Source organism: Micromonospora sp. 050-3, assembly GCF_046549335.1.
Lineage (GTDB): Bacteria > Actinomycetota > Actinomycetes > Mycobacteriales > Micromonosporaceae > Micromonospora > Micromonospora trifolii.
Genome location: NZ_JAJPVX010000001.1, coordinates 2,751,239 through 2,775,219, shown reverse-complemented (window position 1 = coordinate 2,775,219; position 23,981 = coordinate 2,751,239). Strand labels below are relative to the sequence as shown.

Below are 23,981 nucleotides of genomic sequence, written 5' to 3'. Positions count from 1 at the left end.
ACCGGAACCGTCCGGTGAGGCCGCACCGCGGCGGTGGTCTACCGGTGCTCGCCTGTTGGTGGCTGCTGCCGCCGTCGTGCTGCTCCTGGGTGCGGGAGCGGTGGCCGTGATCGTTGCCGATCCCGACCGCCTCGGCATGACCTACTCCGGCCAACCTGACGGCACCCGCCCCGACGGCACCCGGGCTGACGGCGCCCGCCCCGACGGCGCCCGGCCCGGTGACGGCGGCCGTCCGGGGGGCGTCGCTGACCCGGACGCGACTGAGGGGCGCCGCGGTGGTGCCGGTGCTGCTGCCGAGCAGCTGTTGACAGCGCCGCTGGCGGGTCGGCAGAAGGGCACCTTCGTGCTCGCGGATGGGCTGTCCTCGTTCGAGCTGCGGGTGGCCGAGTTGGGCGATGACCTGTACCGGATCAGTACCCCGGCCGGCTCGGCTGTGGCGGGTCGACCGGCGGTACAGGGGGAGACCGTGCGGCTTGACCTTGTGGAGTCCGGTACGCGCGGGCCACGGGTCGTGCGCGTGTTGCTCAACGAGCGGGTCGCCTGGCGTCTTCACCTCGTCGGCGGGGTGAGCAGTCAGGTGTTGGACCTGACCCGGGCCCGGCTCCTCGGCGTGGAACTCGCCGGCGGCTCCAGCCGCACCGAGATTCTCCTGCCACCGATCACCGCCGCCGGCCCCGGCAACGCCACCGGACCGGGCTCAGACCAGCCCGCCAGCATCCTCACCGTACGACTCACCGGTGGGACCAGCCAGCTCGACGTCCGGGTTCCCGGGGAGACTCCGGTACGGGTGCGGGCGGGCGCCGGTGCCGGCTCGGTGGTGGTACGCGGCGAGCGTTGGGATGGGGTGGCCGCGGGCTCGGTGCTGGGTACGCCGGGTTGGGACCGGTCGGCGGAGCGCCTGTACCTGGACCTGGTCGCCGGTGCCAACAGCGTGCTGGTCTCCTCCAGCAACCGGTAAACCCACGCCGGGCCAACCCACACCGTGCGAGCCCACGCCGGGCCAGCCGACGCCAGGCCAACCCCATAACCACGAGCTGGTGAACCCCGCCCGCCTGCCGGAAGCGCCGCGGTCGCGAACGGGCGTGCGCGTACAGTCGGGCGGTGGAGCGTACTGAATCAATGCTGGCGCAGACCCGACCGCCTGGCGTGGCCGACGTCGATCCCGGCAGTGTGTTGTTGCCCGGCCACGACGTGCCGTTGGGTCGGTACACCACGGTGCGGCGGCTGCTTCCGCAGCGCGCCCGCCGGATGGTCGGCGCATGGTGTTTCGTGGATCATTTCGGCCCGGACGATGTGGCGCAGCGGCCCGGTATGGAGGTGCCGCCGCACCCGCACACCGGGCTGCAGACGGTGACCTGGCTGCTCGACGGGGAGATTCTGCACCGGGACAGCCTCGGCAACGTGCAGCCGATCGTGCCCGGCCAGCTGAACGTGATGACCTCCGGGAACGGTATCGCCCACTCGGAGCGGTCGCCGGCCACCCATCCGCCGGTGATGCACGGTGTGCAGCTCTGGGTGGCGCTGCCGGACCCGGCGCGGGCCGGAGCGGCCGATTTCGCCCACCACGCCGACCTGCCGCGCTGGCGGGACGGCGATCTGGACGTCACAGTGCTGGTCGGTGAGTTCGCCGGGCAGCGGTCGCCGGCGGTGGTGCACACCCCGCTGGTGGGGGTGCAGCTGGAGCTGCGCGGCGAGGCGCCGGCGACGATGGCGTTGCGGCCGGATTTCGAGTACGCCGTGCTGGCGATGTCCGGGTCCGCGGAGGCGGCCGGGGTCGGGTTCGAACCGGGGGCGCTGCTGTATCTAGGCTCGGGCCGCCGGGAGTTGACGGTGCGTGGCGGTGCCGGGGCCCGGTTGCTGCTGCTGGGCGGCACGCCGTTCGAGGAGCCGTTGGTGATGTGGTGGAACTTCGTTGGCCGGTCACACGAGGAGATCGCCGCCGCCCGGGAGGACTGGATGGCCGGCGACGGGCGCTTCGGCGTGGTCGCCGACGATTCGGCGCCGCCGCTGCCGGCGCCCGCCCTGCCCACGACCCGCCTTAAGGCCCGCGACCGCACCGGCGGCCTGCACGGCTGACGACGACGCCCGCCCGGGGCGCTGGGTGTGGCTGGTGGCGGCGCGGGTAGTCGCCGCCATGGCGACCAGTTTGATCACTCCCTTGAAGGACCGCAAACGTCTGGCGCGCCGGCTCGCCGGTAGCGGGCGGGGCTTCGCCGAGCAGTACGGGTTCCGGGTGACAAACAATCCGGCGAGCCTGTTCCAGGTGCTCTACCTGTCGGTGCTGCTGGCCCGTCGTGGTGACTTCCGGCGGGCGTTGGACGGCGCGCGGGCGGTGCGCGACGAGGGGTGGGACAGCGCGGCCCGGCTGGCGCGTTCGCTGCACGAGGACCGGGTCCGGGTGCTGCGCGCCAGCGGCCAGCGCGGTGACGTGGACGCCCTCGCCGATGTGCTGGGTGACCTGGCTCGGACGGTGGTCGAGCGGTACAGGGGTGATCTGCGCCGGTTGCGGGCGGTGGCGCACCACGACCCGGTCCGGGAGCGGGCGCTGCTGGCCGAGCTTCCGGGCGTGGACGAGCAGGTCGTCGACCTGTTTCTCCGCGAGGCGCAGGCGTTGTGGCGGGAGGTGGCGCCGGTCGCCGATCGGCGGGCGCTGGCTGCCGCGCGTCGGCTCGGGCTGGGCAGGTCGGCGGACGACCTGGCCGGCCTGGCCACTGGCGAGTCCGAGCAGTTGACCTGGCTGGTGGGGGCGTTGGCCCGGGTTGACCTGGAGCATCGGTACGCGGAGGTGACCGGTCGGCCGTGACGTGCCCTGGCCCACACTTCCCCAAATTCTGACCAAACGGAGGATGTTCTGCCGTATGGTTGGACCCGGCAGTGCTGGCCGCTCGGTTCGAGTGGACCTCCACCGCCTGGTGACCGCGACCGGTTCGGATGCGGTTCACCGCCTGGGCAGGCTTGCGTGGCGCCCTAGGTCGCGGTTCGTGACCAGGGGCGCCCGCCTGTCCCGGCCCTTCGATCGGCTCCTCCCCGTGTCGCACTCCGGGGGACAGCGCGGCCGAGAAACCAGCTTCACCGCGCCAGACCCGCCAGCAGGTTCACGGTCACGGCGATGATGAACGCGCCGAACAGGTACGACACCATCGAGTGCCGCAGCACCGTGCGACGCATCTCGTTGCTGGTGAGGTTGGTGTCGGAGATCTGGAACGTCGTCCCGATGGTGAACGCGACGTACGCGAAGTCGGAGTAGCGCGGCGGTTCGGGCTGGTTGAAGTTCACCCCGCCGTCCGGGCCGGTGTAGTAGATCCGGGCGTACCGGGCGGCGAACACCGTGTGCACCACGAACCAGGAGAGCACCACGCTGAGCACGCCCACGCCGCTGTGCAGCTCCCGGGCCATCCCGGGGGGCGCGCTCTGCGCGCTGGCCACTACCAACCCGACGGCCAGCAGGCTGGCCAGGCAGGCGACGAGCAGCAGGGCGTCCCGGATCGCCCGATTCGGGTCCTCGTGAACGGCCAGTTGGGCGGTCCGCTCGGCGTCCATCGGCCAGATTTTGTGCCAGACCAGCACCAGCCAGCTCAGCGCGCCCACGTCCCAGCCGGCCAGCGCGGCGAGCGGCAGTGGCAGCAGCAGCGCGAAGGCGCAGCCGGAAACGACGCCGACCACCGCCACCACGGCGAGCTGCTTCGCAGCAGCCGGGAAACGCACGTCCGCTGGCCGGTCGGGGCCGGTCTGGGTCATCCCGGCCGCTCCCGGGTCGGGGTGGTGGGCGTCACCGCCGGATCAGATGCCGCGCAGATGCTGCGAGACCCGGTTGTGCTTCTTGTCCCGGGCCTGCTCGGCCCGCTGGGCGGGGCCGACCTCGGGCGCCGCCTCGATCCCGGCCGACCGGGCCACCTCGGTCCCGTTGGCGTAGTCGACCGGCGGCAGGGCGCGCAGCGCCTTCAGCACGTCCGGCGGGGCACCCTCCCGTTCGGCCTCGCGGACCACGTCGTCCTTCTCGGCCGGGTAGTCCAGGCTCGACAGGTACTGCAGGACGTCGGCGTAGCTCGCCATGGCGTGGGCTCCCTCGGGCATCGATGTGGTGACGACCGGCGGCGGTTACCCGCCCGCCGGCCGGTCACGCCCGCCCGGTGCAGGATTCCCGGCGCCGTTTCTCCTCGGCCGCCGCGGGTATCCGCAGACGCCGACGCGAGCCCAAGGGAGTACGCGATGAACTACGACACCTTCATCGACCAGGTTTCCCAGCGCACCGCCACGTCGTCCGAGCGGGCGGTCGAGCTGACCCGGGCCGTGTTGGAGACGTTCGCCGAGCGGTTGACCGGCGGTGAGGTCCTGGACCTGGCCGCCCAGTTGCCCCAACCGCTGCAACTCGTGCTCAAACCGAGCCCGAGCACCGAGCAGGCGGACCGGTTCGGCGCGGCGGAGTTCGTCGCCCGGGTCGCGTTGCGCGCCGGTGTGCCCGAGCCCGCCGCCGAGGACGCCAGTCGGGCGGTTTTCACCACCCTGCGGGAGGCGATCACCGGCGGTGAGTTCGACGACGTGGCGACCCAACTGCCGCGCGACTATCGGGGCCTGGTCGAGCAGGCGATGGCCCCGGGCACGACGTTGCGCCGCGGCTGACAGCGCTCGCACCGGGCACACACAGCTGTTTACCAGGGCAACCATCAATGTCCCGCTTGGCGTGACGATTCCGCCTGGCCTAACCTTGTCGTGCGAGGGGAGTACTTCCCACGAACCATTCCGGTCAGTACGGCGCGCCCGGCGCGCCTCGGGTGGTTGCCCATCAGGTGGTGGGTGAAGGAGACCTCGAACATGACGGTGTTCGAGGAGAGCCATGACCGAAGTGTCTTATTTGTCCGCCGCAAGTGACCTGTCGTCGGTGGGCACGCCCACGCTGTGGGCGGTCACCATCATCGGTGTCCTCCTGCTGTTGGTGCTGGACTTCCTGGTCACCCGTCGCCCGCACGAGGTGTCCATGCGGGAGGCCATCGGCTGGTCGGCGTTCTACATAGCGCTGCCGCTGGCGTTCGGCGGCTGGATCTGGTCCCGCTTCGGCTCCCAGCAGGGCGTCGAATACCTGACCGGTTACCTGGTCGAGAAGTCGCTCTCCGTCGACAACCTCTTCGTCTTCATGCTGCTGTTGGCGGCGTTCGCGGTGCCGGCGGTGCTCGCCCAGCGGGTGCTGCTCTACGGCATCGCCGGCGCGCTGGTGCTGCGGGCCGTCTTCATCGCCCTCGGCGCGGCGGCGTTGCAGACCCTCGACTTCGCCTTCCTGCTCTTCGCGATCATCCTCATCGCCACCGCGGTGAAGCTGCTGCGCGATGCCATGTCCGGGCATCAGCAGGAAGTCGACATCAACAAGATGCGCTCGGTGAAGCTGCTGCGCAAGGTCATGCCGGTGGTCGACGACTACCACGGCACCAAGATGACCATCCGGCAGGGCGCGAAGCGCGCACTCACGCCGTTCGCCCTGGTGGTGGTCGCGGTGCTGGCCACCGACATCGTCTTCGCTGTCGACTCGGTGCCGGCGGTCTACGGCATCACCGAGGACCCGTACCTGGTGTTCGCCACCAACGCGTTCGCCCTGCTCGGCCTGCGGGCGCTCTACTTCGTCCTGCACGCGGCGCTGAGCCGGCTGGTGCACCTCAGCTACGGCCTGGCCATCATCCTGGCGTTCATCGGCCTCAAGCTGGGTCTGCACTGGGCGCACGGCATCTGGGACAGCGTGCCGCAGATTCCCACCCTGGCCTCGCTCGGCGTGATCATCGGTGTGCTGGTGGTGGTCACCCTGACCAGCCTGCGCGCCACCCAGGGCGGCGACCTGCCCGAGGACCGCAAGGTCGTCGCGGAGCGGCACTGACCGCGCCGCGCCGGCTGACGACGGGGTACGCGGGAAAGCTCCCGCCCCCACCGGCGCGGGTGGTACGACTGTGCAATGGGAATCGTGTCACCGGGCTTTCAGGGTCGGCCCCGAACGCAGGAGCCGGCCCTGCCACCCGGTCAGTATCTGACCGAGGACTTTCCGGTGCTCTCGGCCGGCCCGACGCCCCGGGTGTCACTGGACACCTGGGAGTTCGTCATCTCCGCCGAGAACGGCAGCGAACACCGGTGGTCGTGGCAGGAGCTGATGGCCCTGCCGCAGGAGACGCCGATGGTGGACATCCACTGCGTCACCCGCTGGTCCAAGCTCGGCACCAACTGGCAGGGCGTCTCACTGGACACCCTGCTCGCCGACGTCGACACGGGGGCGCACTTCGCGCTCGCGCACTCCTACGGCGGGTACACCACCAACCTGCCGCTCGACGACCTGCGCGGCGGCCAGGCCTGGGTGGTGCACACCTTCGACGGCGCCCCGCTGCCCGCTGAGCACGGCGGGCCGGCGCGACTGCTGGTGCCGCACCTGTACTTCTGGAAGTCCGCCAAGTGGGTGCGCGGCCTCCGGCTCAAGACGATGGACGAGCCGGGGTTCTGGGAGACCGCCGGGTACCACGACTACGGCGACCCGTGGCGCGAACAGCGGTACCAGGGTGACTGACCGCGCCGTGGCGACGAGCACCCAGCGCCGGACGCCGAACCGTTGGCAGGTCGGCCGGCTGGTGGAGCGTCGGGTGGAGACACCCACAGCGCAGACCCTCGTGCTGGAGGTGCCGGACTGGCCGGGGCACCTGCCCGGTCAGCACGTCGACCTGCGGCTCACCGCCCCGGACGGCTACCAGGCGGCCCGGTCGTACTCGATTGCCGGGCCGGCGGTGGACGGGCCGGGAGGGCCGCGCATCGAGGTGACAGTGCAGCGGGTGCACGACGGCGAGGTGTCGCCGTACCTCATTGATGTCTTTGGCGCCGGCGACCCGGTGGAGGTACGCGGACCGCTCGGTGGCTGGTTCATCTGGCGGCCCGAGGAGACCGCGCCGGTGCAGCTCGTCGCCGGCGGCTCCGGCGTCGTGCCGCTGATGGCGATGATCCGGGCACGGCGGGCGGTGGGCAGCAAGGCGCCGTTTCGGCTGATCTACTCGGTGCGTACCCCCGGCGACGTGATCTACGCCGACGAGCTGCGCCGCCGGGGCCGCGACGACTTCGGGCTGGACGTCGCGTACGTCTACACCCGTGAGGCGCCCGAGGGCTGGCGCGGTGAGCCGCACCGGATCGGGCTGGCCGACGTCAACACCCACGGGTGGCCACCGGACCTGGAACCGCTCACCTACGTCTGTGGCCCGACCGCTTTCGTGGAGACCGTGGCCGACCTGCTGGTGGGGCTGGGTCACCCGTCGCGTCGGGTCAAGACCGAACGTTTCGGCCCCACCGGCTGACCACCCGCCCGCTCACGCAGTGTCGAGGAGATCCGATGACCGAGATGTCGTACCTGGACGGCAACATGCTCGACGGCCCGATGCGTGAGCTGTTCACCGTCGACCTGAGCAGCGCGATGGGCCGCTGTGAGAACTGCGGGACGACCGGCTCGATGGCCAGCCTGCACGTCTACTCGCACGCCCCGGGCCTCGTCGCCCGCTGCCCCTCCTGCGAGGAGGTGATGGTGCGCCTGGTGCGCGGGCCAGACCGGGCCTGGCTGGACATGCGTGGCACCACCTTCCTCCAGGTGCCGATGCCGATGGAACAGACGTTCCCCGGCCCGCTCTGACGGTCGTCGGTCCACGCGTCCCGTACGCCCGCCAGGGCCGTCGTCAGCTCGTGCTCCACCGGCCGATTCTCGCATCGACGGCTCACTGGGCGGCACCCTCTGCCACCACTGGGGCGTTGCCGCCCTCCAGAGCCACTGACACCCGCGGGTCGGCCAGGACGTTGCGGGCCTTGACGCTGCGGCTCTCGCAACCGACCCAGAACGTCGCGGAGAGGTAGACGAACCAGACCGGCGTCAGGTGGGGGGACCCGTCGCGCCGCACCGTGCACAGCCAGACGTTCAGCTCCCGCGACAGTCGCTCCTCGACGTCCGCCGCAGGGATCGGGGGAGTTCGGCTCACCAGGCCAGTGGATCACAACCCTGCACGTCCCGACGACGGTCCTCCGACTGCTGCGGGGCGGCATGCGGCGCGTCGAGTCAGGCAGCAGAGGGTTCGTCGATGGCGGTGCCGGTACGTGCGGCCCTAGCCGCGCCCCAGTCGTACAGGGCCTGCAACACCGGAGCCAGGCTGAGTCCTTCCTCGGTGAGCCGGTACTCGACATGAGGTGGTGTCGTCTCGTGGTCGTGCCGTAGGACGAGCCCGTCGGCCTCCAGCTCGCGCAGACGCTGGGTCAGCATCTTCTCGCTGATCCCTGGCATCCGGCGGCGCAGTTCGCCATAGCGGTGTACGCCCTCCTTGAGATGGGCCAGGATCACCGGTCGCCACTTTCCGCCGACGACGTCGACGGCGAGCTCCACCGGGCAGTGGTATCGCTTAGGCATCGTGGCCTCCCTCGGCACGTACCAAATGGTGCGTACTTGATCATCGCCGCTGCGGGTGTTGAGCTGTATCCATGGTGATCGAGTACATCAGGTACCGCGTCCCGCAGGAACGGCTGGACGGTTTCGAGGCGGCGTACGAGCGGGCCGCTGTCGCGTTACGCGCCGCGCCGCAGTGTGTGGACTACGAGTTGAGCCGCTGCCTGGACGACCCCGCCTGCCACCTGCTGCGCATCACCTGGACATCGGTGGACGAGCACCTGGAGGGGTTTCGGGGCGGCCCGGTGTTCGGGCAGTTCTTCGCCGCGATCAAGCCGTACGTCGAGGACATCCAGGAGATGCGGCACTACACCCCAACGTCGGTTGCCGGCCCTGGCGGCGCCGCGCCGCCGAGCTTGTACGAGTGGGCCGGCGGCACCGACGCGTTTCTGAAGCTCTGCGAGGCCTTCTACCGCCTGGTCCGCTCCGACGACCTGCTGGCGCCGATGTTCGCGCACATGCACCCCGACCACGCCCGGCATGTAGCGGTGTGGCTTGCCGAGGTCTTCGGCGGACCCGCCACCTACACGACGCAGCACGGCGGCTACCGCCACATGCTCGGCCAGCACCTGGGCAAGGCGATCAGCGAGGCGCAGCGTCGGCGGTGGGTCAACCTGATGATGGACGCCGCCGACGAGGTCGGCCTACCCGATGATCCGGAGTTTCGCGCCGCCTTCGCGGGCTACCTGGAGTGGGGCACCCGGTTGGCGGTGGGCAATTCCCAACCGGACGCGGACCCGATCAGGCAGGCGCCGGTCCCACGCTGGGGCTGGGGTGTGGCCCCGCCGTACCTCACCGCTTGACCCGAAACTCGGGTGCGGTCGACCTGGCACACCCCTAGGCTCCCGCTCCGACGGCCGGCACGGCGTCCGGTCCGACGGGAGAGTGAGCGCAGCGATGACCGCACACCTGTTTGCGATCAGCTTCGACGCGAGCGAGCCTCTGCGGCTCGCGCAGTTCTGGGCCGGGTTCCTGGGGCGGGAGATCGTCGACGATCCGCACGACGGCGTCCTGCTCCGACCCACCAACGACAACGGGTTCCACATCCGCTTTGCCCCGAACCAGCAGCCGAAGGTGGTCCAGAATCGGATGCACTTCGATCTGACCAGCAGTTCGCTGGAGGACCAGCGGCAGACGGTGGCCAGGGCACTGGAACTCGGGGCGCGGCACACCGACATCGGGCAGGGCCCGGAGATCGATCACGTGGTGCTCGCCGACCCCGAGGGCAACGAGTTCGACGTCATAGCACCGGGCAACAATTTCCTCGCCGGCTGCGGCTTCGTCGGTGCGCTGGCCAGCGACGGGTCGCAGAAGGTCGGATATTTCTGGAGCCGGGCGCTGGGCTGGCCGCTGGTCTGGGACCAGGACGAGGAAACCGCGATCCAGTCGCCGCACGGCGGCACGAAGATCTCCTGGGGTGGCCCGCCATACATGCCGAACGGCGGCAGGGATCGCGTGCGTCTCGACCTCGCCCCGGCTGTCGACGTCGATTGGCAGGTCGAGGTCGACCGTCTGCTCTCGCTCGGGGCGACGCGAGTCGACACCGACCAGGAGGGGACAGGCCGACTGGTGCTGGCCGACCCCGATGGTCAGGAGTTCAGCCTGCTGACGTCCCGCTAGTCGACTGTCAGTCGAAGAGGGACACCCGGGTGCTGTGGTGCCGAGGGGCTTCGATCTCGTCGATCACCGCGACGGCGAGATCGGCGTACGACAACGTCGTTGATCCGGACGCCGTCACGGTGTCCCCGCCGACCCGGTAGCGGCCCTGCCGTGGGGCCGCCGGGTCCAGCATCGCCGGCGGGGTGAGCATGAGCCAGTCGACAGTGGTGTCCGCCGCGCGGAGCCGGTCCAGGCCGGCGGTGTGCGACAGGGCGAAGGGGCGCAGGTGGCTGGGGAACGACGCGGGGTCGTCCAGGATCAGGCGGCCGTGCTCGTTCTGGAGGTTGGCGAACAGCCCGATGAGGACGAGACGAACCACTCCGGCCTCGGTCATGCCGTGCAGGAGCGCGTCGGCGGCGTCGACGAAGAACCGGTCGTCGAGGTGGCCGAGGGCGGCGAGGGCCTCAGGGCTTGACGCGGGAGTGACGGCGCTGACCACGGCGTCGTGGCCTGGTGCGATCGCGGCTGTCGAACGCGGGTCGGTGACGTCACCCCGGACCACCGCGATGCCGTCCGCCGTGATGTCGCCGGCCTTGCGCGGATCCCGGACAACTGCGGTGACCCGATGGCCACGGTCGCGCGCCTCGGCGGTGATGGCCCGTCCCGCTCTGCCGGCTGCTCCGAAAATGGCGATGCTGCTCATGTGTTCGTCCCCGTCCGGCGGCCTTCCTCGACGTCAGAGACGGTATCCACGAGATACCGGTTACTGCAAAGATACTGGTATGACGGATCTCGATGCCGAGATGTTCGATCCGATGTGCCCGTCGGGCGCCCTGCCGTTCCAGATCGGCGACAAGTGGACCGGGATGGTCGTGCTCTGCCTGGAAGGCGGCCCGCGTCGGTTCACCGAGATCCGGGTGCCACTTCGTGCCATCACGCCCAAGGTCCTCACGCAGACCCTGCGGGCGATGGAGCGGGACGGTCTGGTGGTGCGGACCGCCTACCCGGAGAATCCGCCCCGTGTCGAGTACGAACTCACCCCGCTGGGGCGCAGTCTGTTGACCCTCATCGCGGCCGCGCGTGCCTGGAGCGACGAGCATCTCCCGGCGCTGCTCGAGGCACGCTCACGCGGCGGCCGGTTGGACACCGGCGGCACCGGTCGGTCAGAGTGATCCGCCGTGAGATACCTGCGTACCGGTGGTCCCGCCGCGATCCGGCGACCCCGGCCCACCGACTCCGACGAATTCGTCGCCGCCGTGCGTCGCAGTCGGGACCTGCACCACCCGTGGTTGGCCGCGCCGGCCAACCCGGAGGAGTACGAGCTCTATCTGCGCCGGATCCGTCGCCGCGACAGCGCCGGCTACCTGATCTGCGACCGGGCCAGCGGCGAGATCGCCGGCTACGTGAACATCAGCGGGATCGTGCTCGGCGCGCTGCGTGGTGGCTACCTGGGGTACGCGGCGTTCCTGCCGTACAGCGGGACCGGGCACGCCTCGGCGGGCGTCGCCCTGGTGATCGATCACGCGTTCACCTCGGTCGGGTTGCACCGGTTGGAGGCGAACATCCAACCGGGCAACGAGCCGTCGCGGCGGGTGGCCCGCAAGCTGGGTTTCCGGCTGGAGGGTTTCTCCCCGGACTACCTGTTCATCGACGGTGCCTGGCGCGACCACGAGCGCTGGGCGATCACCGCGCCGCAGGCCTGAACTGCCAGTCGGCGTGCAGCGCTGCTCGGCAACTTTCACCCGGACCGGGTGATGACTCTCCGTACCCTGCTTCCTACGGTGGGTGTCATGGCTGCCGCTCGCGCGACCCCTGCCAACCCTTTCCCCGGCCTGTCCTTCGCGGAGGCGGACAGCGCCGACCAGCGGGCCATCCCGCCCGAATTGGGCCCCGACTCTCTCGCGGTGCTCAGCGGGCCCACGTTCCTGTACTCCAACGCGTGCGGCGATGTGCCGACGGGCAGCATCGGTGGGCTCGTCCACCTGGACACCCGCCTGATCAGTGGTTGGAGGCTGACCGTCAACGGCGGCGAGCTGTTGGTGCTGCGCGCCGAGACCATCGACCACTACTCCGCGCAGTACGTGCTGACCAACCCGGAGTTGCCGGGGCTGCCGCCGAACACGCTGGGCCTGCGACGGCTGCGCTACGTCGGCGACGGCTTTCACGAGCGCGTGGAACTGGTCTCCTTCCGGCTGGAGCCGGTCCGGGTGGAGCTACGGCTGGCCGTCGCCGCCGACTTCGCCGACCTGTTCGAGGTGAAATCGAGGGTCCGGGACCGCTCCGCCGAGATCACCCGCCACCACGCCGCCGACGGGTCCGAGCTGTGCTTCTCCTACCAGCGCGGTGACTTCTCCGCGCAGACCCGGGTGTGCAGCGCGAAGCCGGCCGACCGCATCGAGGGCGACGACCTGGTCTGGGAGCTGGAACTGGGCCGCGGCGAGGAGTGGAAGGTCGACCTGCACGTGCCACTGCCGCCCGGGATGGGGGTGGTCGAGCCGGTCCGGGGTGATATCGCCGACGTCATCCACGGCCGGGCCGACGACCCGCTGCGCCGGTGGCTTGAGGACCGGGCGGTGCTGCGCAGCGACAACGCGACGGTGGAGCGCACCGTGCGGCAGTCTCGCAACGACCTGGCGGCACTGCGCCTCGACCTGGAGGTCAAGGGGCAGCGGATTCTGCTGCCCGGTGCCGGACTGCCCTGGTTCCTCACCGTCTTTGGCCGGGACACGCTGATCACCGCCTATCAGACGCTGGTCGCCGGGCCCGCACTGGCGAAGGGTGCGTTGCTCGCCCTGGCCCGGCTGCAGGGTGAGACGTGCGACGACTTCACCGACGAGGAGCCCGGCAAGATCCTGCACGAGGTGCGCAGCGGCGAGTTGACTCGCAGCGGCGAGAAGCCGTTCGGGCCGTACTACGGCAGCGCCGACGCCACCCAGCTCTGGCTGATCCTGCTCTCCGAGTACTGGCGCTGGACCGGCGACGACGAGACCGTCCGGCACCTGCAGGACAACGCGCTGGCGGCGTTGCGCTGGATCGATGAGTACGGCGACCGGGACGGCGACGGCTTCGTCGAGTACGCCACCCGCTCGCCCGAAGGGCTGGGCAACCAGTGCTGGCGGGACTCCCCGGACGGCGTCGTCTTCGCCGACGGCCGGATCCCCGTGCTCCCGCTGGCCACCTCGGACCTGCAGGGCTACACCTACGACGCCAAGCTGCGGCTGGCCGAGTTGTTCGACGGGCCGTTGGACAACCCCGCGTTGGCCCACCGGTTGCGCGACGAGGCCAACACCCTGCACGAGCGGTTCAACCGCGACTTCTGGATCGATGAGCGGGGCGGCTACTACGCGGTTGCGCTGGACGGCGACAAGAACCGCGTCGACTCCAAGACGTCGAACATGGGTCACCTGCTGTGGAGCGGGATTGTGCCACCGGACCGGGCCGAGGCGGTGGTGCGTCAACTCATGTCGCCGGACATGTTCTCCGGTTGGGGTATCCGCACGCTGTCCCGGGAGGAAACGCTCTACAACGCCCTCGGCTACCACCTGGGCACGGTCTGGCCGCACGACAACTCGATCGCCGCACTCGGCCTGGCCCGCTACGGCTACCGAGCCGAGTCGAACCGGATCAGTCTGGCGATGATCGAGGCGGCCGACCAGTTTGGTTACCGCCTGCCTGAGGCGCTCAGCGGGTTCGACCGGGAGCGGTTGATCTTCGCCGTGCCCTACCCGACCGCTTGCAGCCCGCAGGCGTGGGCGGCCGGCACGCCGCTGGCCCTGATCCGCGCCATGCTCGGCGTCAACCCGGTCGAGGGACGGCTGGTGCTCGACCCGGACGTTCCTCCGGAACTGGGCCGGATCACCGCCGAGCGGGTCCGCGCGTTCGGCCAGCAGTGGGAGTTGGAGGCGGTGGGTCAGAGCGGCCACGTCCGGCTTCAGTCGAGCTGACCGCGGCTGGCGCGCCGGACGTTTGTTCGGGGCTTCGACGGGAAACGGCCCGCAATGACGAAACCTCGTGTGGTGATCGTGGGGGCCGGGTTCGCCGGTTACCACGCGGCGAAGACGTTGAGCCGGATCGCCCGGGACCGGGCCGAGATCGTGGTGCTGAACTCCACCGACTACTTCCTGTACCTGCCGCTGCTGCCCGAGGTGGCGGCCGGGGTGGTCGAGCCCAAACGGATCGCCGTGCCGCTGACCGGGACGCTCAAGGGCGTACGGGTGGTGGTCGGCGAGGCGGACCACGTCGACCTGCAGAACCGCTGGGTCGGGTTCACCCAGGCCGAGGGGGAGAAGAACCGACTGGCGTACGACCGGCTGGTGCTCGCCGTGGGCAGCGTCAACAAGCTGCTGCCCATCCCGGGGGTGACCGAGTACGCGCACGGCTTCCGTGGCCTGCCCGAGGCCGTCTACCTGCATGATCACATCGTCCGGCAGATCGAGCTGGCCGAGCAGGCCGAGGATCCGGCCGAGCAGCAGGCCCGGTCCACGTTCGTGGTGGTCGGGGCGGGCTACACCGGCACCGAGGTCGCGGCGCACGGGCAGCTGTTCACCGACGCGCTGCACGCCCAGCGGCCCCGACTCACCGTCCGGCCCCGCTGGATGCTGCTCGACGTCGCGTCCCGCGTGCTCCCGGAACTGGACAAGCGGATGTCGGACACCTCGCACAAGGTGCTCAACCGGCGTGGGGTGGACGTGCGGATGGGCACCTCGGTAGCCGAGGCGACCTGCGACGGGGTGAAACTCACCGACGGCGAGTACGTGCCGACCTGCACCCTGGTGTGGTGTGTGGGGGTGCGCCCCGACCCGTTCGTCAACGAGCTGGGCCTGCGGACCGACCGGGGTCGACTGGTCACCGACGAGTTCCTCAACGTTCCCGGCTACCCGGAGGTCTTCGCCTGCGGGGACGCCGCTGCGGTGCCCGACCTGGTCAACCCGGGGAAGGTGTGCGGGATGACCGCCCAGCACGCGCAGCGGCAGGGTAAGCGGGCGGCGTACAACATCGCCGCGTCGTACGGATTCGGCCGCCGCAAGCCGTACAAGCACCACGACCTGGGCTGGGTCGTCGACCTGGGTGGCAAGGACGCGGCCGCGAACCCGTTGCAGGTCAACCTGGCCGGGTTGCCGGCCAAGGCGGTCACCCGGGCGTACCACCTGATGGCGATGCCGGGAAACCGCACGCGGGTCAGCGCCGACTGGGCGTTGGACGCCGCGTTGACCCGGTCCGCGGTCCAGTTGGGGCTGGTGCCGGCGAACGCGGTCCCGCTGGAGAGCACCACACCCGAGGTCGCGAGCCGGTCCCGCTGAGCGGGCCCCGCGCGGTCAGTCGGTGGAGCCGGTCGACCGCGCGGACCGTGCGGCCGGACCGGCCGGCGGCGCGGGTCGGAGCCGGCGCGGTCCGTACTCGCGCAGCAGGGTCTGGATGATGCCGGCGGCGGGGATGGCCAGCAGCGCGCCGAGCAGACCGGCCAGCTCCGCCGCGAGCAGCACACTGATCAGCACCGTCAACGGGTTCAGCCGGACCGCGCGGGACAGGATGAGCGGCTGGAGCAGGTGGTTCTCCAGCTGTTGGTAGACCACGAAGAACACCAGCACCACCACCCCGGCGGTGGGGGAGTGCAGGAACCCGGCGCCGGCCGCGATCACCGCGCCGAGGGTCGCCCCCACCAGCGGTATCAGGTCGGCCACCGCCACCAGCAGGGCGATCACCGCCGCGAAGGGCACCCCGGTGAGGGTCAGCACCACGAAGGTCAACGCCCCGCAGATCACGCTGATCAGCAAATTCCCGGTGAGGTAGCCGGTGACCGTGCGCGACACCTCCCGGCCCACCCGGCGCAGCCGCTCGCCCTGACCGTCCCCGGCCGCCGCGAGCAGGCCGCGGGTGATCCGCGGCGACTCCAACACCATGAGGTACGCGAGCACGATGACAGTGACCAGCCCGGCGACCGACTCGACGACGCCGCGCAGCACACCGACAGCGGGTTGGCGCAGCCGGCCGCCCAGGTCACGTAGCTGCTCGGAATGCTCGCTGACGTAACGTCGTGCCCCGGTGCGCTCCAGCACCTGCCCCACCGGGCCCCGTCCGGCGCGAGCCTCCCGCAGCAGCTCGGGCGCCCGGTCGGCGAATCGGCCCAACTCCCCGAACAACGGCACCAGGATGAGCGCGGCCAGGATCGCCAGCAGCACGAACGCGGCGAGGAACACCAGCAGGGTGGCCAGTGCCCGACGCCGGACGAAACGGCGTTGCAGCCGGTCGACGAGGGGTTTGAGCGCGACGGCGAAGAACGCGGCGACCACCGCCCAGACCAGCACCCGCCGGGTCGCGTACACGAACCCCAGCGCGAGCGCGGTCGCCAGCACCAGACCGATCACGATCAGCGTTCGGCGGCCGGTCTCCCGATTGTCGGCGTTGCTCATCCGGCGGGCCTTCCCCGCGCGTGCCGTCGGAAACCCGGCATTGCGGGCACAACGGCGATCAGTGGCGGGAGTTGTCGTCCGCGTCGGTGACGGGGTGGGCGCCGGCGACGAACGTGTCGAGCGCGGCGGCGTGCAGCAGCCCGCCGGGCACCGGGTCGCGCAGGCCGGCCACCGCCAGCCGGGCCACCGGCAGCCCGCCGGGGCGGGAGGTCGCGGCCAGCACGAGGTTGCCGTACCTGCGGCCGCGCAGCATCCGCCGGTCGCCGAACACGCACACGTCGGCGAAGACCACCCGCAACGTGGCCACCTGCACCCGGGTCCCGACCAGCGGCGGCAGGTCCGTGACGTTGACCAGGTACGACCCGTCGGGGCGCAGGACGCGGGCCACCTCGGCGGCGAACTCGACGGTGCGCACGTGCCGGGGCATCCGGGCCGCGCGGTAGATGTCGGCGATCACCAGGTCGTACCGGCCGTCCGGGGTGCCGGTCAGGGCGTCCCGGGCGTCGGCGACCTCCACCCGCACCTCCGGCGGCAGCGGCGGCAACTCCCGGGCCACCAGCTCGACCACCGCCGCGTCCCGCTCGACGACCCGTTGCGGGGAGCCGGGTCGGGTGACGGCCAGCCAGCGGGGCAACGTCAACGCGCCGCCACCCAGGTGCAGGACGTTCAGCGGGGCGCCGGGCGGGGCCGCCACCTCCACCGCCGAGGCGATCCGCCGGACGTACTCGAAGTGCAGGTGCCGGGGGTCCTCGACATCCACGTACGACTGCTCGACACCGGCGGACAACAGTGTCCGCCCGGTCCGGCGGACCGGGTCGGCGACCAGCTCCAGCCGGTCGGCGGCGCGGTTCATATCCGGCACGCTAGCCGAGCCCATGGTGCACCCGGCCCGGGGCCCGGCGCGGCGGACGGCCCGGCGGAGCGGGGTCGCCCCCGGTCCGCCGGCCCGCCGATGTCGTGGTGTCCGGTCAGCCGCCGGCCATCCCGGCACCCACCTCGTCGATCGCGTCGTCGATCTGGCGGGCGAGGTCCACGTCGAGCGCGGTGACCCCGTTGGCCTGGTTGGTCCGCACGCTCAACACGGCGGCGGTGTCGCCCGGACGCCCGATGCTCGGGCCTCGGCCGTTGTCCTGGCGCAGCCGGTCGAGCCGGGCGAGCACCCGGTCCAGGTTGTCGGGCGGCAGCGCGACCACCCGGTAGAGGCCCTGGCTGTCGCCGGCCCAGTAGGGCAGGTCGTCCAGCGCCGCGCTGATCTCGTCGGCGTCCAGGGTGGGCGTGGTGGTGGAGGCGCCCACCAGGCCGCCGCCGGCCTCCGGCGGGTTCAGCAGGTCGCGCAACCCGTCGGGTACGTGCAACGACTCGACCAGGTCGCCGTCCTGCTCGGCGAGCGCGGCGATCGTCGCCTCGGCCTGGTACCGGGCCTGCTCCGGGGTGTTGCCGCTGATCCGGCCCACCTCGGCCAGGAAGCCGGGCAGGTCCTGGTGCCGTTCGATGCCGTCGACCGGCACCACGTCGTGCAGCGACGCCGGCACCGCGGCGAGCAGCCGCTGCCGCTCGGCGGCCTCCAGGGCGAACGCGAGGACCAGCACCGTCGCCTCGGTGCCCACCTTGGCGGTCTTGAAGTCGACCCCGGCGCGACGCCGGACCTCGTCGACCAGGTCGTGGTAGCCCATGCTGTTCACACCGGCCGCGCCGCTCGGCGGGGACGGTTGAGGTCGCGGGTTGTCGGCGCTACCGATCGGCGGCGGTGCCGGCCCACCGCGCGTGGTGTCCGACTTGTGCGGCCCGGCCGCTGGCGGGCCGGCGCGCTTACCCGCATCGAGGCTCGTGAGCTGCTTGGACGCGCTCAGGCTGGCGCCGATCTCGCTGGGCTGGCGATTCTGTTCCCGGGCCTGCCGGGCCAGCGCCCGGCGCCTCTGGTTGTCGCCCTCCATCTGCTTGCGCATGCTGGCATCCCTTCCGCTGGGGATCGTTGCTGCGCCAGTCGCCTTCCCGCCGTCCCGGAGAACGAAACGGAGGCCGCCGGCCGGGTCGGACCGGCCTGCGCCACGCTTCATCCGGCGGGGGTGAGGGGTGTTCACCCGCACGGCCCGCACGATCGGGTCAGGACCGGAGTTCTTCCGAGGTACGCGGAAGGAAGGTCGTCATGAAGGAAGTTGTCGAGATCGTCCCCGCTCGACCCGGCTGGTACGCCCGCTGGCAGCTCACACCCGAGGTCACCAGGTGTTACCCGGTGAGCCTGTGGGCGTTGCTGGAGGAGGCCGACGGAACAGGCCGCGAGGTGATCGGGATGGACTGCATCGGTCAGTGGCCCGGTGCGGACGACAACGAGGCGGGTGGGCAGTTCGTCCGCTACCTGTACCAGACGCCCGATTCGGGGGAGCCCGAGGACGTGGACGCGGCTCCAGTCGGCGACCTGCGTGAGAACGGCCCCCGGCTCCAGCCGATGACGGTGCCCTAGACATTCCTCCGGCCCCCGACCCCAGGTCCCAGGGTCGGGGGCCACCCCGTCTGTTCTGGAGGTGGCCTGCGGGTCAGCCGATGGCGCGCACGTCGTCGTCGGCGTACGCCACGGCCAGCAACTCAGTCAGACCCGTGCGATCCAGCATCCGCTGGAGCTGAGGGCTGACCCCGGTCAGTCGGATCGCCCCGGCGGCGCGGTGCACCACCAGCAACGCGCTGAGCCCGGAGGAGTCGCAGAGGGTCACCTCGGTCAGGTCGACCAGCACCGGGGCGTCATCGTCGCCGCGCAGCTCGCCTGCCGCGGCGATCAGCTGGGGCGCGCTGTCGTAGTCGAGTTCGCCGGTCAGCCGGAGTCGGACGTTCCCGGCGGCGAGCCGGGTTGTCTCGATGGTCAACAGCTGATCGGGCATCCCACCATTTTGCTTGTCGAGCGACAGAACGCAAAGCGGGGGCCGCGACGCGCCCCCGTGTCCCTCGTCCAGGACCCCCGCCGTGGCGGTGCCCGCCACCCGCCGTGAGATGCCGCTTTCCGGGTTCGGGCGTAGGGTGGCTGGAGAGTTTTGACCGTAGACGCCGGTTCCGGCACGGGTTCGGTGAACGACAAGGAGTGAGGCTCAGCTGGTGACTGCTTCCGACGTCAGGGACTGGGACCCGGGCGACGGACGGCTCTCCACGCCGAGCGCGACACGACCCTCGGCGTGGTCCGCCGACGTTCGCCGCCCCACTGCGGCCCTGCCGCCGCTGGCCCCCGACCGGGGTCAGGCCACGCCCGACTGGTTAGAGGTCGTCGAGCACTTCCGCGAGGGCCTGGTGGTCTGCGACGCCGATGGCGTCGTGCGGCACGTCAGCCCGGTGGCTGAACGGTTGCTGCCCGAGGTGACACCCGGCGAGCTGCTCAGCGCGGCCGGTGTGCCCGGGTTGAGCAACGGCGTCCCCGGGGGGTTCACCCATCGCGGGCACCGGCTCACCGCGCGCCAGGTGCCGCTCTCCGGTGACCGCTGCTGCTGGTATGTCGAGGACGTCACCGACAGCGTCAGCCGCGCCGACGCGCTGCTCGCCGAGCGGGCCCGCTCGGCGTTCCTGGCCGTGGTCGGCGACAAGCTGGGCAACCCCCTGCACCCCGACCGGGCGGCAGCCGCTGTCGTCCGACTCGCCGTGCCGACCCTGGCCGAGGTGGCGGTGCTGGTGCTCGCCCCGCGGGCCGGGCGCGCCCGCTGGTGGCGGGCCTCGCGCACCGACGACGAGGTGCCGACGGTGGACAGCGGCGTACTGGCCGGCGGCGAGTTGCCGACCGCCATTGCCGACGGGTTGACCGGTGCCGAGCCGCACGCGGTGGACTGGCTGGTCGAGCAGGCGGTCGACGCCGGCTGGCTGCCGGGGCTGGCCGGCGCCGAGAGCGCCGCCCGGGTCGTCCCGCTGCCAGGCCGCGACGCACCGGTCGGTGTGCTGCTGGTGGCCCGTCGCGCCACCCGCTGGTACGACGAGGACGACGTGGAGCTGGTTCGCGCGTTCGCCGCCCGCGCCGGCGCCGCGTTGACCACCGCGCTGCTCTACCGCGACCAGGCCGAGGTGGCCGACACCCTCCAGGCCAGCCTCCTGCCGGTCGAGCCGGTCGAGGCCGTCGGTGTGCAGTGGGGCACCGCGTACCGGCCCGCGCAGGCGGGGCTGCGCATCGGCGGTGACTTTTACGGTTCGCACCGGCTCACCGACGGCGGCTCGGTGTTCTTCCTCGGCGACGTGTCCGGTAAGGGCGTCGAAGCCGCCGTCTTCACCGGCCAACTTCGCCAGTGCCTCCAGGCGCTGCACCGCTTGGAGTCGCACCCGGCGCGGTTGCTGCGGCTGCTCAACGACGCGTTGCTGGAGACGACCCAGGCGCACGGCCAGGGCCGCTTCGCCACCATCGTGCTCGGCGTGGCCCGCCCGGAGCGCGACGGTGGCCTCACCCTCGCCATGGCCGGCGGCGGGCACCTGCCACCACTGGTGCTGCGCGCCTCCGGTGAGGTGGAGACGGTGCCGTTGCACGGCATGCTGATCGGAGTGGTCCCCGACCCCCGCGTCGGGGAGGTGACAGTGCGGCTGGCGCCGGGCGAGACCTGCCTGCTCTACAGCGACGGCGTGACCGAGGCCCGGGGCGGGCGACGCGGCGACGAGCAGTTCGGCGCCGAGCGACTGGTCACCGCGTTGACCGGCTGCCACCGGATGCCCGCGCCGGCCCTGGCCGAACGGGTCGAGCAGCTCACCTGCGACTGGCTGGCGCAGGGCGACCACGACGACATCGCCGTGTTGGCGCTGCGGGCGGCCGGCCTGAGCGGGCGCGGGGCACGGCACCTGCACTCGGTGCCCGCCGGCATCGACCACGCAGAGGGGACCGACGCGTGACCGCCGCCACGGCCACCACCGATCTCGGCGACGCGTACTCCGGATACCTGGACCACCTCGCCGACGCCGACGAGTACGCCGCGACCAACCTGGCGATCGGCCTGCTCGACGCGGGCGTCCCAGCGGAGCGGGTGCTGCTCGACCTTGTCGCGCCCGCCCAGGCCGAGGTGGGCGAGCGGTGGGCGCGCAACGAGTGGAGCGTCGCCCAGGAGCACGCGGCCACCCACATCAGCGAGCAGGTGGTGGCGGCAGTCTCCGCGCACGTCAAACCGCGGCCAACCGGCGGCCGGGTCGTTGTCGCCTGCATGGACGGCGAGTGGCACGCGCTGCCGCCCCGGCTGGTGGCGGAGGTGCTGCGGTTACGCGGGTGGCAGGTGACCTTCCTGGGTGCCAGCGTCCCGGCGGCGCACCTCGTGTCGTACCTGCACCGCTACGACGCGCACGCTGTCGCGCTGGCGTGCGCGCTACCGATGCGCCTGCCGTACGCCCACCGGATGATCGAGGCCTGCCGCCGCTCGGACGTGCCGGTGGTGGTCGGCGGGCGTGGGTTCGGCACGGACGGCCGGTGGGCGCGCCGGCTCGGGGTGGCGTGGGCACCGGACGCGCCCTCGGCGGCCGAGCTGATCGCCGACGAGCGGGCGCTGCGCGGGGTGCCGCCGGCGCGGCTGGCCCACCTGGCCGACGACGAGTACGCCAGCCTGGTGCGCCGTCGCGGTGAGCTGATCGACAGCGCGTTGGCGGAGCTGCGGGAGCGGGTGCCGGCGGCGCGGGCGTACAGCGACGCGCAGCTCGACGCGACAGTGAGCGACCTGGGCCAGATAGTGGATTTTCTGGCCGCTGCGGTCTACGTCGACGACCACTCTTTGTTCACCGAGTTCGTGGAGTGGCTGTCGGAGATTCTGCGCAGTCGTGGGGTGCCCGCCGGGGCGGTAGTCCTGCCGCTGGAGCACTACGCCGCCGCTTTGCGGGACTTCCCCCGGGCGGCGCGGGCGCTGGCGCTGGGATGCGCGGCGCTGCCCGGCACGGCCCGCTGACCGACCCGCCGGGTGGCAGCCGGATCGATCACCGCGCTCGGCGGCGGACGAGGCAGCTCTGCGTATACTTGCCGGACTGCAAACGTCCCACCCGATGGTGGAGCGAGGGGGAGAACGGTGACGTTCAGCGTCAATCACGTCGAGCGCGACGGTGGTGGCGCCTGCCTGCGGCTCGTGGGCGAGCTGGACCTGAGCACCGCCCCCGAGCTGACCGCCGCCATCGACCGGCTCACCGCGGCGGGCGAGACCCGGGTGCTGCTCGACCTGACCGACCTCACGTTCTGCGACTCCACCGGGATGGCCGTGTTCGTCCGGGGCGACAATCAGGCGGCGGCCGACGGGGGGTGGCTCCGGCTCACCGGTGCGAACGGGCGGGTCGAGCGGGTGCTGCGGGTGACCGGCCTCGCCGACGTGTTGCGCTACGAACCGGAGTCGGTCGACCCCGCGTCCCGCAGTGCTTCCTGATGGGCTAGATTTCCCCGCCAGCATTTCCCCGCCAAAGCGGTGACCGTCAGGGTCCCGTCCCCGCCGACTCCGAGGCAGGTAGTGATGGGCGCAGACAGCCCGCAGCCGGTACGCATCCTGGTGGTCGACGACGACCCGGGTGACGTGCTGATGATCGAGGAGGCGCTGGCGGACTCCGACGTCGAGAAGATCATCGACGTGGTGAGTGACGGCGAGGAGGCGATGGAGTTCCTCCGCGCCGAAGGCCGGCACGAGCAGGCCCGCCGACCGGACGTGATCCTGCTGGATCTGAACATGCCCCGGATGGACGGTCGGCAGGTGCTCGGGGCGGTCAAGCAGGACGAGGATCTGCGGACCATCCCGATCGTCGTGCTGACCACCTCCAACGCCGACACCGACATCGTCGGCAGCTACACGTTGCAGGCCAACGCGTACGTCACCAAGCCGATCGACCTGGACGACTTCAACGACGTGGTCCGCCGCATCGACGAGTTCTTCGGCCGGGTCGTCGTGCTGCCCAAGCGAGGCTGACGCCCGCGCCACCTGCGCGCATGCTGAACATTTTTCCCGAACCCCCTCGGCGCGAGCGGTCGCGGCCGAGGATCCAGGTGGGGAAATAACAGCAGCTGCCTGGGGGGCGACAGTATGAGGTTCTCCGTCGTTGAGACCGGTTACGACCAGCGGCAGGTGGATTACTGCCTGGACGAGTTGGGGATCCGGTTGTCCCGGCTCGCGGCGCGGGCCGAGGGGGCGGCCGGGGCGGCCCGGGAGTGGGACGAGATCCGCCAGGAGGCGGCCTGGCTCAGCGGGCTCCTGCAACGGCTCGACCTGGGCGACGCCGCCGCCAGATGGCACGCCGGTGACGCGGTGCGGCACGAGGCGGCCGAGATCCGGGCCCGGGCCCGCGCCGAGCTGGACGAGGCCCGCGAGGAGGCACGGCGGGTGCGGGAGCGGGCGTACACGGAGGCCGTGCAGGCCCGACGCGACTTCGAGGCCGCGCTGGACGCTCGTCGACGGCGCGAGGTGCGGGTGGACGAGATCCTCAGCCAGGTGACTGTCGACCAGGTGCCCGCCGACACCCCCACCGCGGCCGCCGGGGTGCCGGGCAGTCGGGTCGGGGTCGGCGGCCGGGACGCGGGCGTGGAGCCTCCACCCGGTCGTCGCTGAGACGCGCGGGCGCGGGCGTGGGTGCCCGGC

Annotated in this window: 29 protein-coding genes; 20 read left to right on the top strand and 9 right to left on the bottom strand. The window is 71.6% G+C overall.

The genetic code is table 11. The features are described 5' to 3' along the window. Positions 1-58: 58 nt before the first annotated feature. The 3 genes from ACLJOK_RS12755 to ACLJOK_RS12745 all read left to right on the top strand — a co-directional run bounded on the left by ACLJOK_RS12755 (position 59) and on the right by ACLJOK_RS12745 (position 2,803). Positions 59-958: a hypothetical protein gene (locus ACLJOK_RS12755; protein WP_410818536.1), complete on the top strand. Its 900-nt coding sequence runs from the start codon at positions 59-61 to the stop codon at positions 956-958. Positions 959-1,101: 143 nt separating this feature from the next. Then, positions 1,102-2,076, top strand: a complete 975-nt coding sequence (locus ACLJOK_RS12750) for a pirin family protein (RefSeq protein WP_354948155.1) — start codon at positions 1,102-1,104, stop codon at positions 2,074-2,076. A 58-nt stretch (positions 2,077-2,134) separates the two neighbouring features. After that, a complete protein-coding gene (locus tag ACLJOK_RS12745; RefSeq protein ID WP_410819346.1) occupies positions 2,135-2,803 on the top strand; it encodes a hypothetical protein in 669 nt (222 codons plus the stop codon). A gap of 266 nt (positions 2,804-3,069) precedes the next feature. Here the strand turns inward: ACLJOK_RS12745 and ACLJOK_RS12740 are convergent, their stop codons facing one another. Both ACLJOK_RS12740 and ACLJOK_RS12735 read right to left on the bottom strand, forming a co-directional pair. Then, a complete protein-coding gene (locus ACLJOK_RS12740; RefSeq protein ID WP_410818534.1) occupies positions 3,070-3,738 on the bottom strand; it encodes a DUF1345 domain-containing protein in 669 nt (222 codons plus the stop codon). 42 nt (positions 3,739-3,780) lie between these two features. After that, positions 3,781-4,053, bottom strand: coding sequence for a DUF2795 domain-containing protein (locus tag ACLJOK_RS12735; protein WP_030332551.1), 273 nt, complete (start codon positions 4,051-4,053; stop codon positions 3,781-3,783). 156 nt (positions 4,054-4,209) lie between these two features. Here ACLJOK_RS12735 and ACLJOK_RS12730 point away from each other — a divergent pair, with 156 nt between their 5' ends. The 5 genes from ACLJOK_RS12730 (at position 4,210) to ACLJOK_RS12710 (ending at position 7,636) form a co-directional block, all read left to right on the top strand. Further along, positions 4,210-4,620 (top strand): DUF2267 domain-containing protein, encoded by a 411-nt coding sequence (locus ACLJOK_RS12730; protein WP_410818533.1) that lies wholly within the window; start codon positions 4,210-4,212, stop codon positions 4,618-4,620. A gap of 214 nt (positions 4,621-4,834) precedes the next feature. After that, positions 4,835-5,860: a TerC/Alx family metal homeostasis membrane protein gene (locus tag ACLJOK_RS12725; RefSeq protein WP_410818532.1), complete on the top strand. Its 1,026-nt coding sequence runs from the start codon at positions 4,835-4,837 to the stop codon at positions 5,858-5,860. Positions 5,861-5,935: 75 nt separating this feature from the next. After that, complete coding sequence (locus ACLJOK_RS12720; protein WP_091408112.1) at positions 5,936-6,535, top strand: sulfite oxidase-like oxidoreductase; 600 nt, start codon at positions 5,936-5,938, stop codon at positions 6,533-6,535. Between the two features lie 7 nt (positions 6,536-6,542). Next, positions 6,543-7,307 (top strand): ferredoxin reductase, encoded by a 765-nt coding sequence (locus ACLJOK_RS12715; protein ID WP_238679137.1) that lies wholly within the window; start codon positions 6,543-6,545, stop codon positions 7,305-7,307. Between the two features lie 35 nt (positions 7,308-7,342). Continuing rightward, positions 7,343-7,636 (top strand): DUF6510 family protein, encoded by a 294-nt coding sequence (locus tag ACLJOK_RS12710; protein ID WP_196922747.1) that lies wholly within the window; start codon positions 7,343-7,345, stop codon positions 7,634-7,636. A gap of 82 nt (positions 7,637-7,718) precedes the next feature. Here the strand turns inward: ACLJOK_RS12710 and ACLJOK_RS12705 are convergent, their stop codons facing one another. After that, entirely contained in the window at positions 7,719-7,976 is a 258-nt protein-coding gene (locus ACLJOK_RS12705; protein WP_410818530.1) for a pyridoxamine 5'-phosphate oxidase family protein, read from the bottom strand. Between the two features lie 77 nt (positions 7,977-8,053). After that, the gene (locus ACLJOK_RS12700) at positions 8,054-8,398 is read right to left on the bottom strand and encodes a winged helix-turn-helix transcriptional regulator (RefSeq protein ID WP_238682780.1); all 345 of its coding nucleotides are present in this window, start codon (positions 8,396-8,398) and stop codon (positions 8,054-8,056) included. A gap of 71 nt (positions 8,399-8,469) precedes the next feature. Here ACLJOK_RS12700 and ACLJOK_RS12695 point away from each other — a divergent pair, with 71 nt between their 5' ends. Together ACLJOK_RS12695 and ACLJOK_RS12690 are read left to right on the top strand one after the other, a co-directional pair. Then, positions 8,470-9,237: a group II truncated hemoglobin gene (locus ACLJOK_RS12695; protein WP_410818528.1), complete on the top strand. Its 768-nt coding sequence runs from the start codon at positions 8,470-8,472 to the stop codon at positions 9,235-9,237. A gap of 94 nt (positions 9,238-9,331) precedes the next feature. After that, positions 9,332-10,054 (top strand): VOC family protein, encoded by a 723-nt coding sequence (locus ACLJOK_RS12690; protein ID WP_410818526.1) that lies wholly within the window; start codon positions 9,332-9,334, stop codon positions 10,052-10,054. Positions 10,055-10,061: 7 nt separating this feature from the next. Here the strand turns inward: ACLJOK_RS12690 and ACLJOK_RS12685 are convergent, their stop codons facing one another. Next, positions 10,062-10,736, bottom strand: coding sequence for an NAD(P)-dependent oxidoreductase (locus ACLJOK_RS12685; protein WP_410818524.1), 675 nt, complete (start codon positions 10,734-10,736; stop codon positions 10,062-10,064). Between the two features lie 79 nt (positions 10,737-10,815). On the opposite strand from ACLJOK_RS12685, the gene ACLJOK_RS12680 reads away from it, so the two are divergent. The 4 genes from ACLJOK_RS12680 (at position 10,816) to ACLJOK_RS12665 (ending at position 15,333) form a co-directional block, all read left to right on the top strand. After that, positions 10,816-11,205: a winged helix-turn-helix transcriptional regulator gene (locus ACLJOK_RS12680; protein ID WP_410818522.1), complete on the top strand. Its 390-nt coding sequence runs from the start codon at positions 10,816-10,818 to the stop codon at positions 11,203-11,205. Positions 11,206-11,211: 6 nt separating this feature from the next. After that, the gene (locus tag ACLJOK_RS12675; RefSeq protein ID WP_410818520.1) at positions 11,212-11,736 is read left to right on the top strand and encodes a GNAT family N-acetyltransferase; all 525 of its coding nucleotides are present in this window, start codon (positions 11,212-11,214) and stop codon (positions 11,734-11,736) included. 87 nt (positions 11,737-11,823) lie between these two features. Beyond that, the gene (locus ACLJOK_RS12670; RefSeq protein WP_410818518.1) at positions 11,824-13,977 is read left to right on the top strand and encodes a glycogen debranching N-terminal domain-containing protein; all 2,154 of its coding nucleotides are present in this window, start codon (positions 11,824-11,826) and stop codon (positions 13,975-13,977) included. A 54-nt stretch (positions 13,978-14,031) separates the two neighbouring features. Next, positions 14,032-15,333, top strand: a complete 1,302-nt coding sequence (locus ACLJOK_RS12665; protein WP_238679012.1) for an NAD(P)/FAD-dependent oxidoreductase — start codon at positions 14,032-14,034, stop codon at positions 15,331-15,333. A 15-nt stretch (positions 15,334-15,348) separates the two neighbouring features. Here ACLJOK_RS12665 and ACLJOK_RS12660 read toward each other — a convergent pair whose 3' ends face one another. From ACLJOK_RS12660 to ACLJOK_RS12650, 3 genes are all read right to left on the bottom strand, one after another. Continuing rightward, positions 15,349-16,443: an AI-2E family transporter gene (locus ACLJOK_RS12660; RefSeq protein WP_410818516.1), complete on the bottom strand. Its 1,095-nt coding sequence runs from the start codon at positions 16,441-16,443 to the stop codon at positions 15,349-15,351. Between the two features lie 58 nt (positions 16,444-16,501). After that, positions 16,502-17,296 carry a spermidine synthase gene (locus ACLJOK_RS12655; RefSeq protein ID WP_410818515.1) on the bottom strand — a complete coding sequence of 265 codons (795 nt, stop codon included), beginning with the start codon at positions 17,294-17,296 and terminating at the stop codon, positions 16,502-16,504. Positions 17,297-17,411: 115 nt separating this feature from the next. Further along, positions 17,412-18,389, bottom strand: a complete 978-nt coding sequence (locus ACLJOK_RS12650; RefSeq protein WP_410818514.1) for a DUF2267 domain-containing protein — start codon at positions 18,387-18,389, stop codon at positions 17,412-17,414. A 200-nt stretch (positions 18,390-18,589) separates the two neighbouring features. Between ACLJOK_RS12650 and ACLJOK_RS12645 the strand changes: the two genes are divergently transcribed. Further along, on the top strand, positions 18,590-18,904 hold the full coding sequence (locus tag ACLJOK_RS12645) for a hypothetical protein (protein WP_410818512.1): 315 nt from the start codon (positions 18,590-18,592) through the stop codon (positions 18,902-18,904). A gap of 73 nt (positions 18,905-18,977) precedes the next feature. Here the strand turns inward: ACLJOK_RS12645 and ACLJOK_RS12640 are convergent, their stop codons facing one another. After that, positions 18,978-19,316 (bottom strand): STAS domain-containing protein, encoded by a 339-nt coding sequence (locus tag ACLJOK_RS12640; protein ID WP_410818511.1) that lies wholly within the window; start codon positions 19,314-19,316, stop codon positions 18,978-18,980. A gap of 211 nt (positions 19,317-19,527) precedes the next feature. On the opposite strand from ACLJOK_RS12640, the gene ACLJOK_RS12635 reads away from it, so the two are divergent. The 5 genes from ACLJOK_RS12635 (at position 19,528) to ACLJOK_RS12615 (ending at position 23,951) form a co-directional block, all read left to right on the top strand. Beyond that, on the top strand, positions 19,528-21,285 hold the full coding sequence (locus ACLJOK_RS12635; protein ID WP_410818510.1) for a PP2C family protein-serine/threonine phosphatase: 1,758 nt from the start codon (positions 19,528-19,530) through the stop codon (positions 21,283-21,285). Beyond that, on the top strand, positions 21,282-22,319 hold the full coding sequence (locus tag ACLJOK_RS12630) for a cobalamin-dependent protein (protein WP_410818507.1): 1,038 nt from the start codon (positions 21,282-21,284) through the stop codon (positions 22,317-22,319). Before ACLJOK_RS12635 ends, ACLJOK_RS12630 begins: the two co-directional genes overlap by 4 nt. Positions 22,320-22,436: 117 nt before the next feature. Further along, the gene (locus ACLJOK_RS12625) at positions 22,437-22,784 is read left to right on the top strand and encodes an STAS domain-containing protein (RefSeq protein WP_410818506.1); all 348 of its coding nucleotides are present in this window, start codon (positions 22,437-22,439) and stop codon (positions 22,782-22,784) included. 84 nt (positions 22,785-22,868) lie between these two features. After that, positions 22,869-23,315 carry a response regulator gene (locus tag ACLJOK_RS12620; RefSeq protein ID WP_124819418.1) on the top strand — a complete coding sequence of 149 codons (447 nt, stop codon included), beginning with the start codon at positions 22,869-22,871 and terminating at the stop codon, positions 23,313-23,315. Between the two features lie 114 nt (positions 23,316-23,429). Further along, entirely contained in the window at positions 23,430-23,951 is a 522-nt protein-coding gene (locus ACLJOK_RS12615; RefSeq protein ID WP_410818504.1) for an ATPase, read from the top strand. Positions 23,952-23,981: the final 30 nt, after the last annotated feature.

Coding starts and splice junctions, on each gene's coding strand:
- ACLJOK_RS12745 (WP_410819346.1), top strand. CDS start 2,135: ATGGCGACCAGTTTGATCACTCCCTTGAAGGACCGCAAACGTCTGGCG.
- ACLJOK_RS12740 (WP_410818534.1), bottom strand. CDS start 3,738: ATGACCCAGACCGGCCCCGACCGGCCAGCGGACGTGCGTTTCCCGGCT.
- ACLJOK_RS12735 (WP_030332551.1), bottom strand. CDS start 4,053: ATGGCGAGCTACGCCGACGTCCTGCAGTACCTGTCGAGCCTGGACTAC.
- ACLJOK_RS12730 (WP_410818533.1), top strand. CDS start 4,210: ATGAACTACGACACCTTCATCGACCAGGTTTCCCAGCGCACCGCCACG.
- ACLJOK_RS12725 (WP_410818532.1), top strand. CDS start 4,835: ATGACCGAAGTGTCTTATTTGTCCGCCGCAAGTGACCTGTCGTCGGTG.
- ACLJOK_RS12720 (WP_091408112.1), top strand. CDS start 5,936: ATGGGAATCGTGTCACCGGGCTTTCAGGGTCGGCCCCGAACGCAGGAG.
- ACLJOK_RS12710 (WP_196922747.1), top strand. CDS start 7,343: ATGACCGAGATGTCGTACCTGGACGGCAACATGCTCGACGGCCCGATG.
- ACLJOK_RS12700 (WP_238682780.1), bottom strand. CDS start 8,398: ATGCCTAAGCGATACCACTGCCCGGTGGAGCTCGCCGTCGACGTCGTC.
- ACLJOK_RS12695 (WP_410818528.1), top strand. CDS start 8,470: ATGGTGATCGAGTACATCAGGTACCGCGTCCCGCAGGAACGGCTGGAC.
- ACLJOK_RS12690 (WP_410818526.1), top strand. CDS start 9,332: ATGACCGCACACCTGTTTGCGATCAGCTTCGACGCGAGCGAGCCTCTG.
- ACLJOK_RS12685 (WP_410818524.1), bottom strand. CDS start 10,736: ATGAGCAGCATCGCCATTTTCGGAGCAGCCGGCAGAGCGGGACGGGCC.
- ACLJOK_RS12680 (WP_410818522.1), top strand. CDS start 10,816: ATGACGGATCTCGATGCCGAGATGTTCGATCCGATGTGCCCGTCGGGC.
- ACLJOK_RS12670 (WP_410818518.1), top strand. CDS start 11,824: ATGGCTGCCGCTCGCGCGACCCCTGCCAACCCTTTCCCCGGCCTGTCC.
- ACLJOK_RS12665 (WP_238679012.1), top strand. CDS start 14,032: ATGACGAAACCTCGTGTGGTGATCGTGGGGGCCGGGTTCGCCGGTTAC.
- ACLJOK_RS12660 (WP_410818516.1), bottom strand. CDS start 16,443: ATGAGCAACGCCGACAATCGGGAGACCGGCCGCCGAACGCTGATCGTG.
- ACLJOK_RS12655 (WP_410818515.1), bottom strand. CDS start 17,296: ATGAACCGCGCCGCCGACCGGCTGGAGCTGGTCGCCGACCCGGTCCGC.
- ACLJOK_RS12650 (WP_410818514.1), bottom strand. CDS start 18,389: ATGCGCAAGCAGATGGAGGGCGACAACCAGAGGCGCCGGGCGCTGGCC.
- ACLJOK_RS12645 (WP_410818512.1), top strand. CDS start 18,590: ATGAAGGAAGTTGTCGAGATCGTCCCCGCTCGACCCGGCTGGTACGCC.
- ACLJOK_RS12640 (WP_410818511.1), bottom strand. CDS start 19,316: ATGCCCGATCAGCTGTTGACCATCGAGACAACCCGGCTCGCCGCCGGG.
- ACLJOK_RS12620 (WP_124819418.1), top strand. CDS start 22,869: ATGGGCGCAGACAGCCCGCAGCCGGTACGCATCCTGGTGGTCGACGAC.
- ACLJOK_RS12615 (WP_410818504.1), top strand. CDS start 23,430: ATGAGGTTCTCCGTCGTTGAGACCGGTTACGACCAGCGGCAGGTGGAT.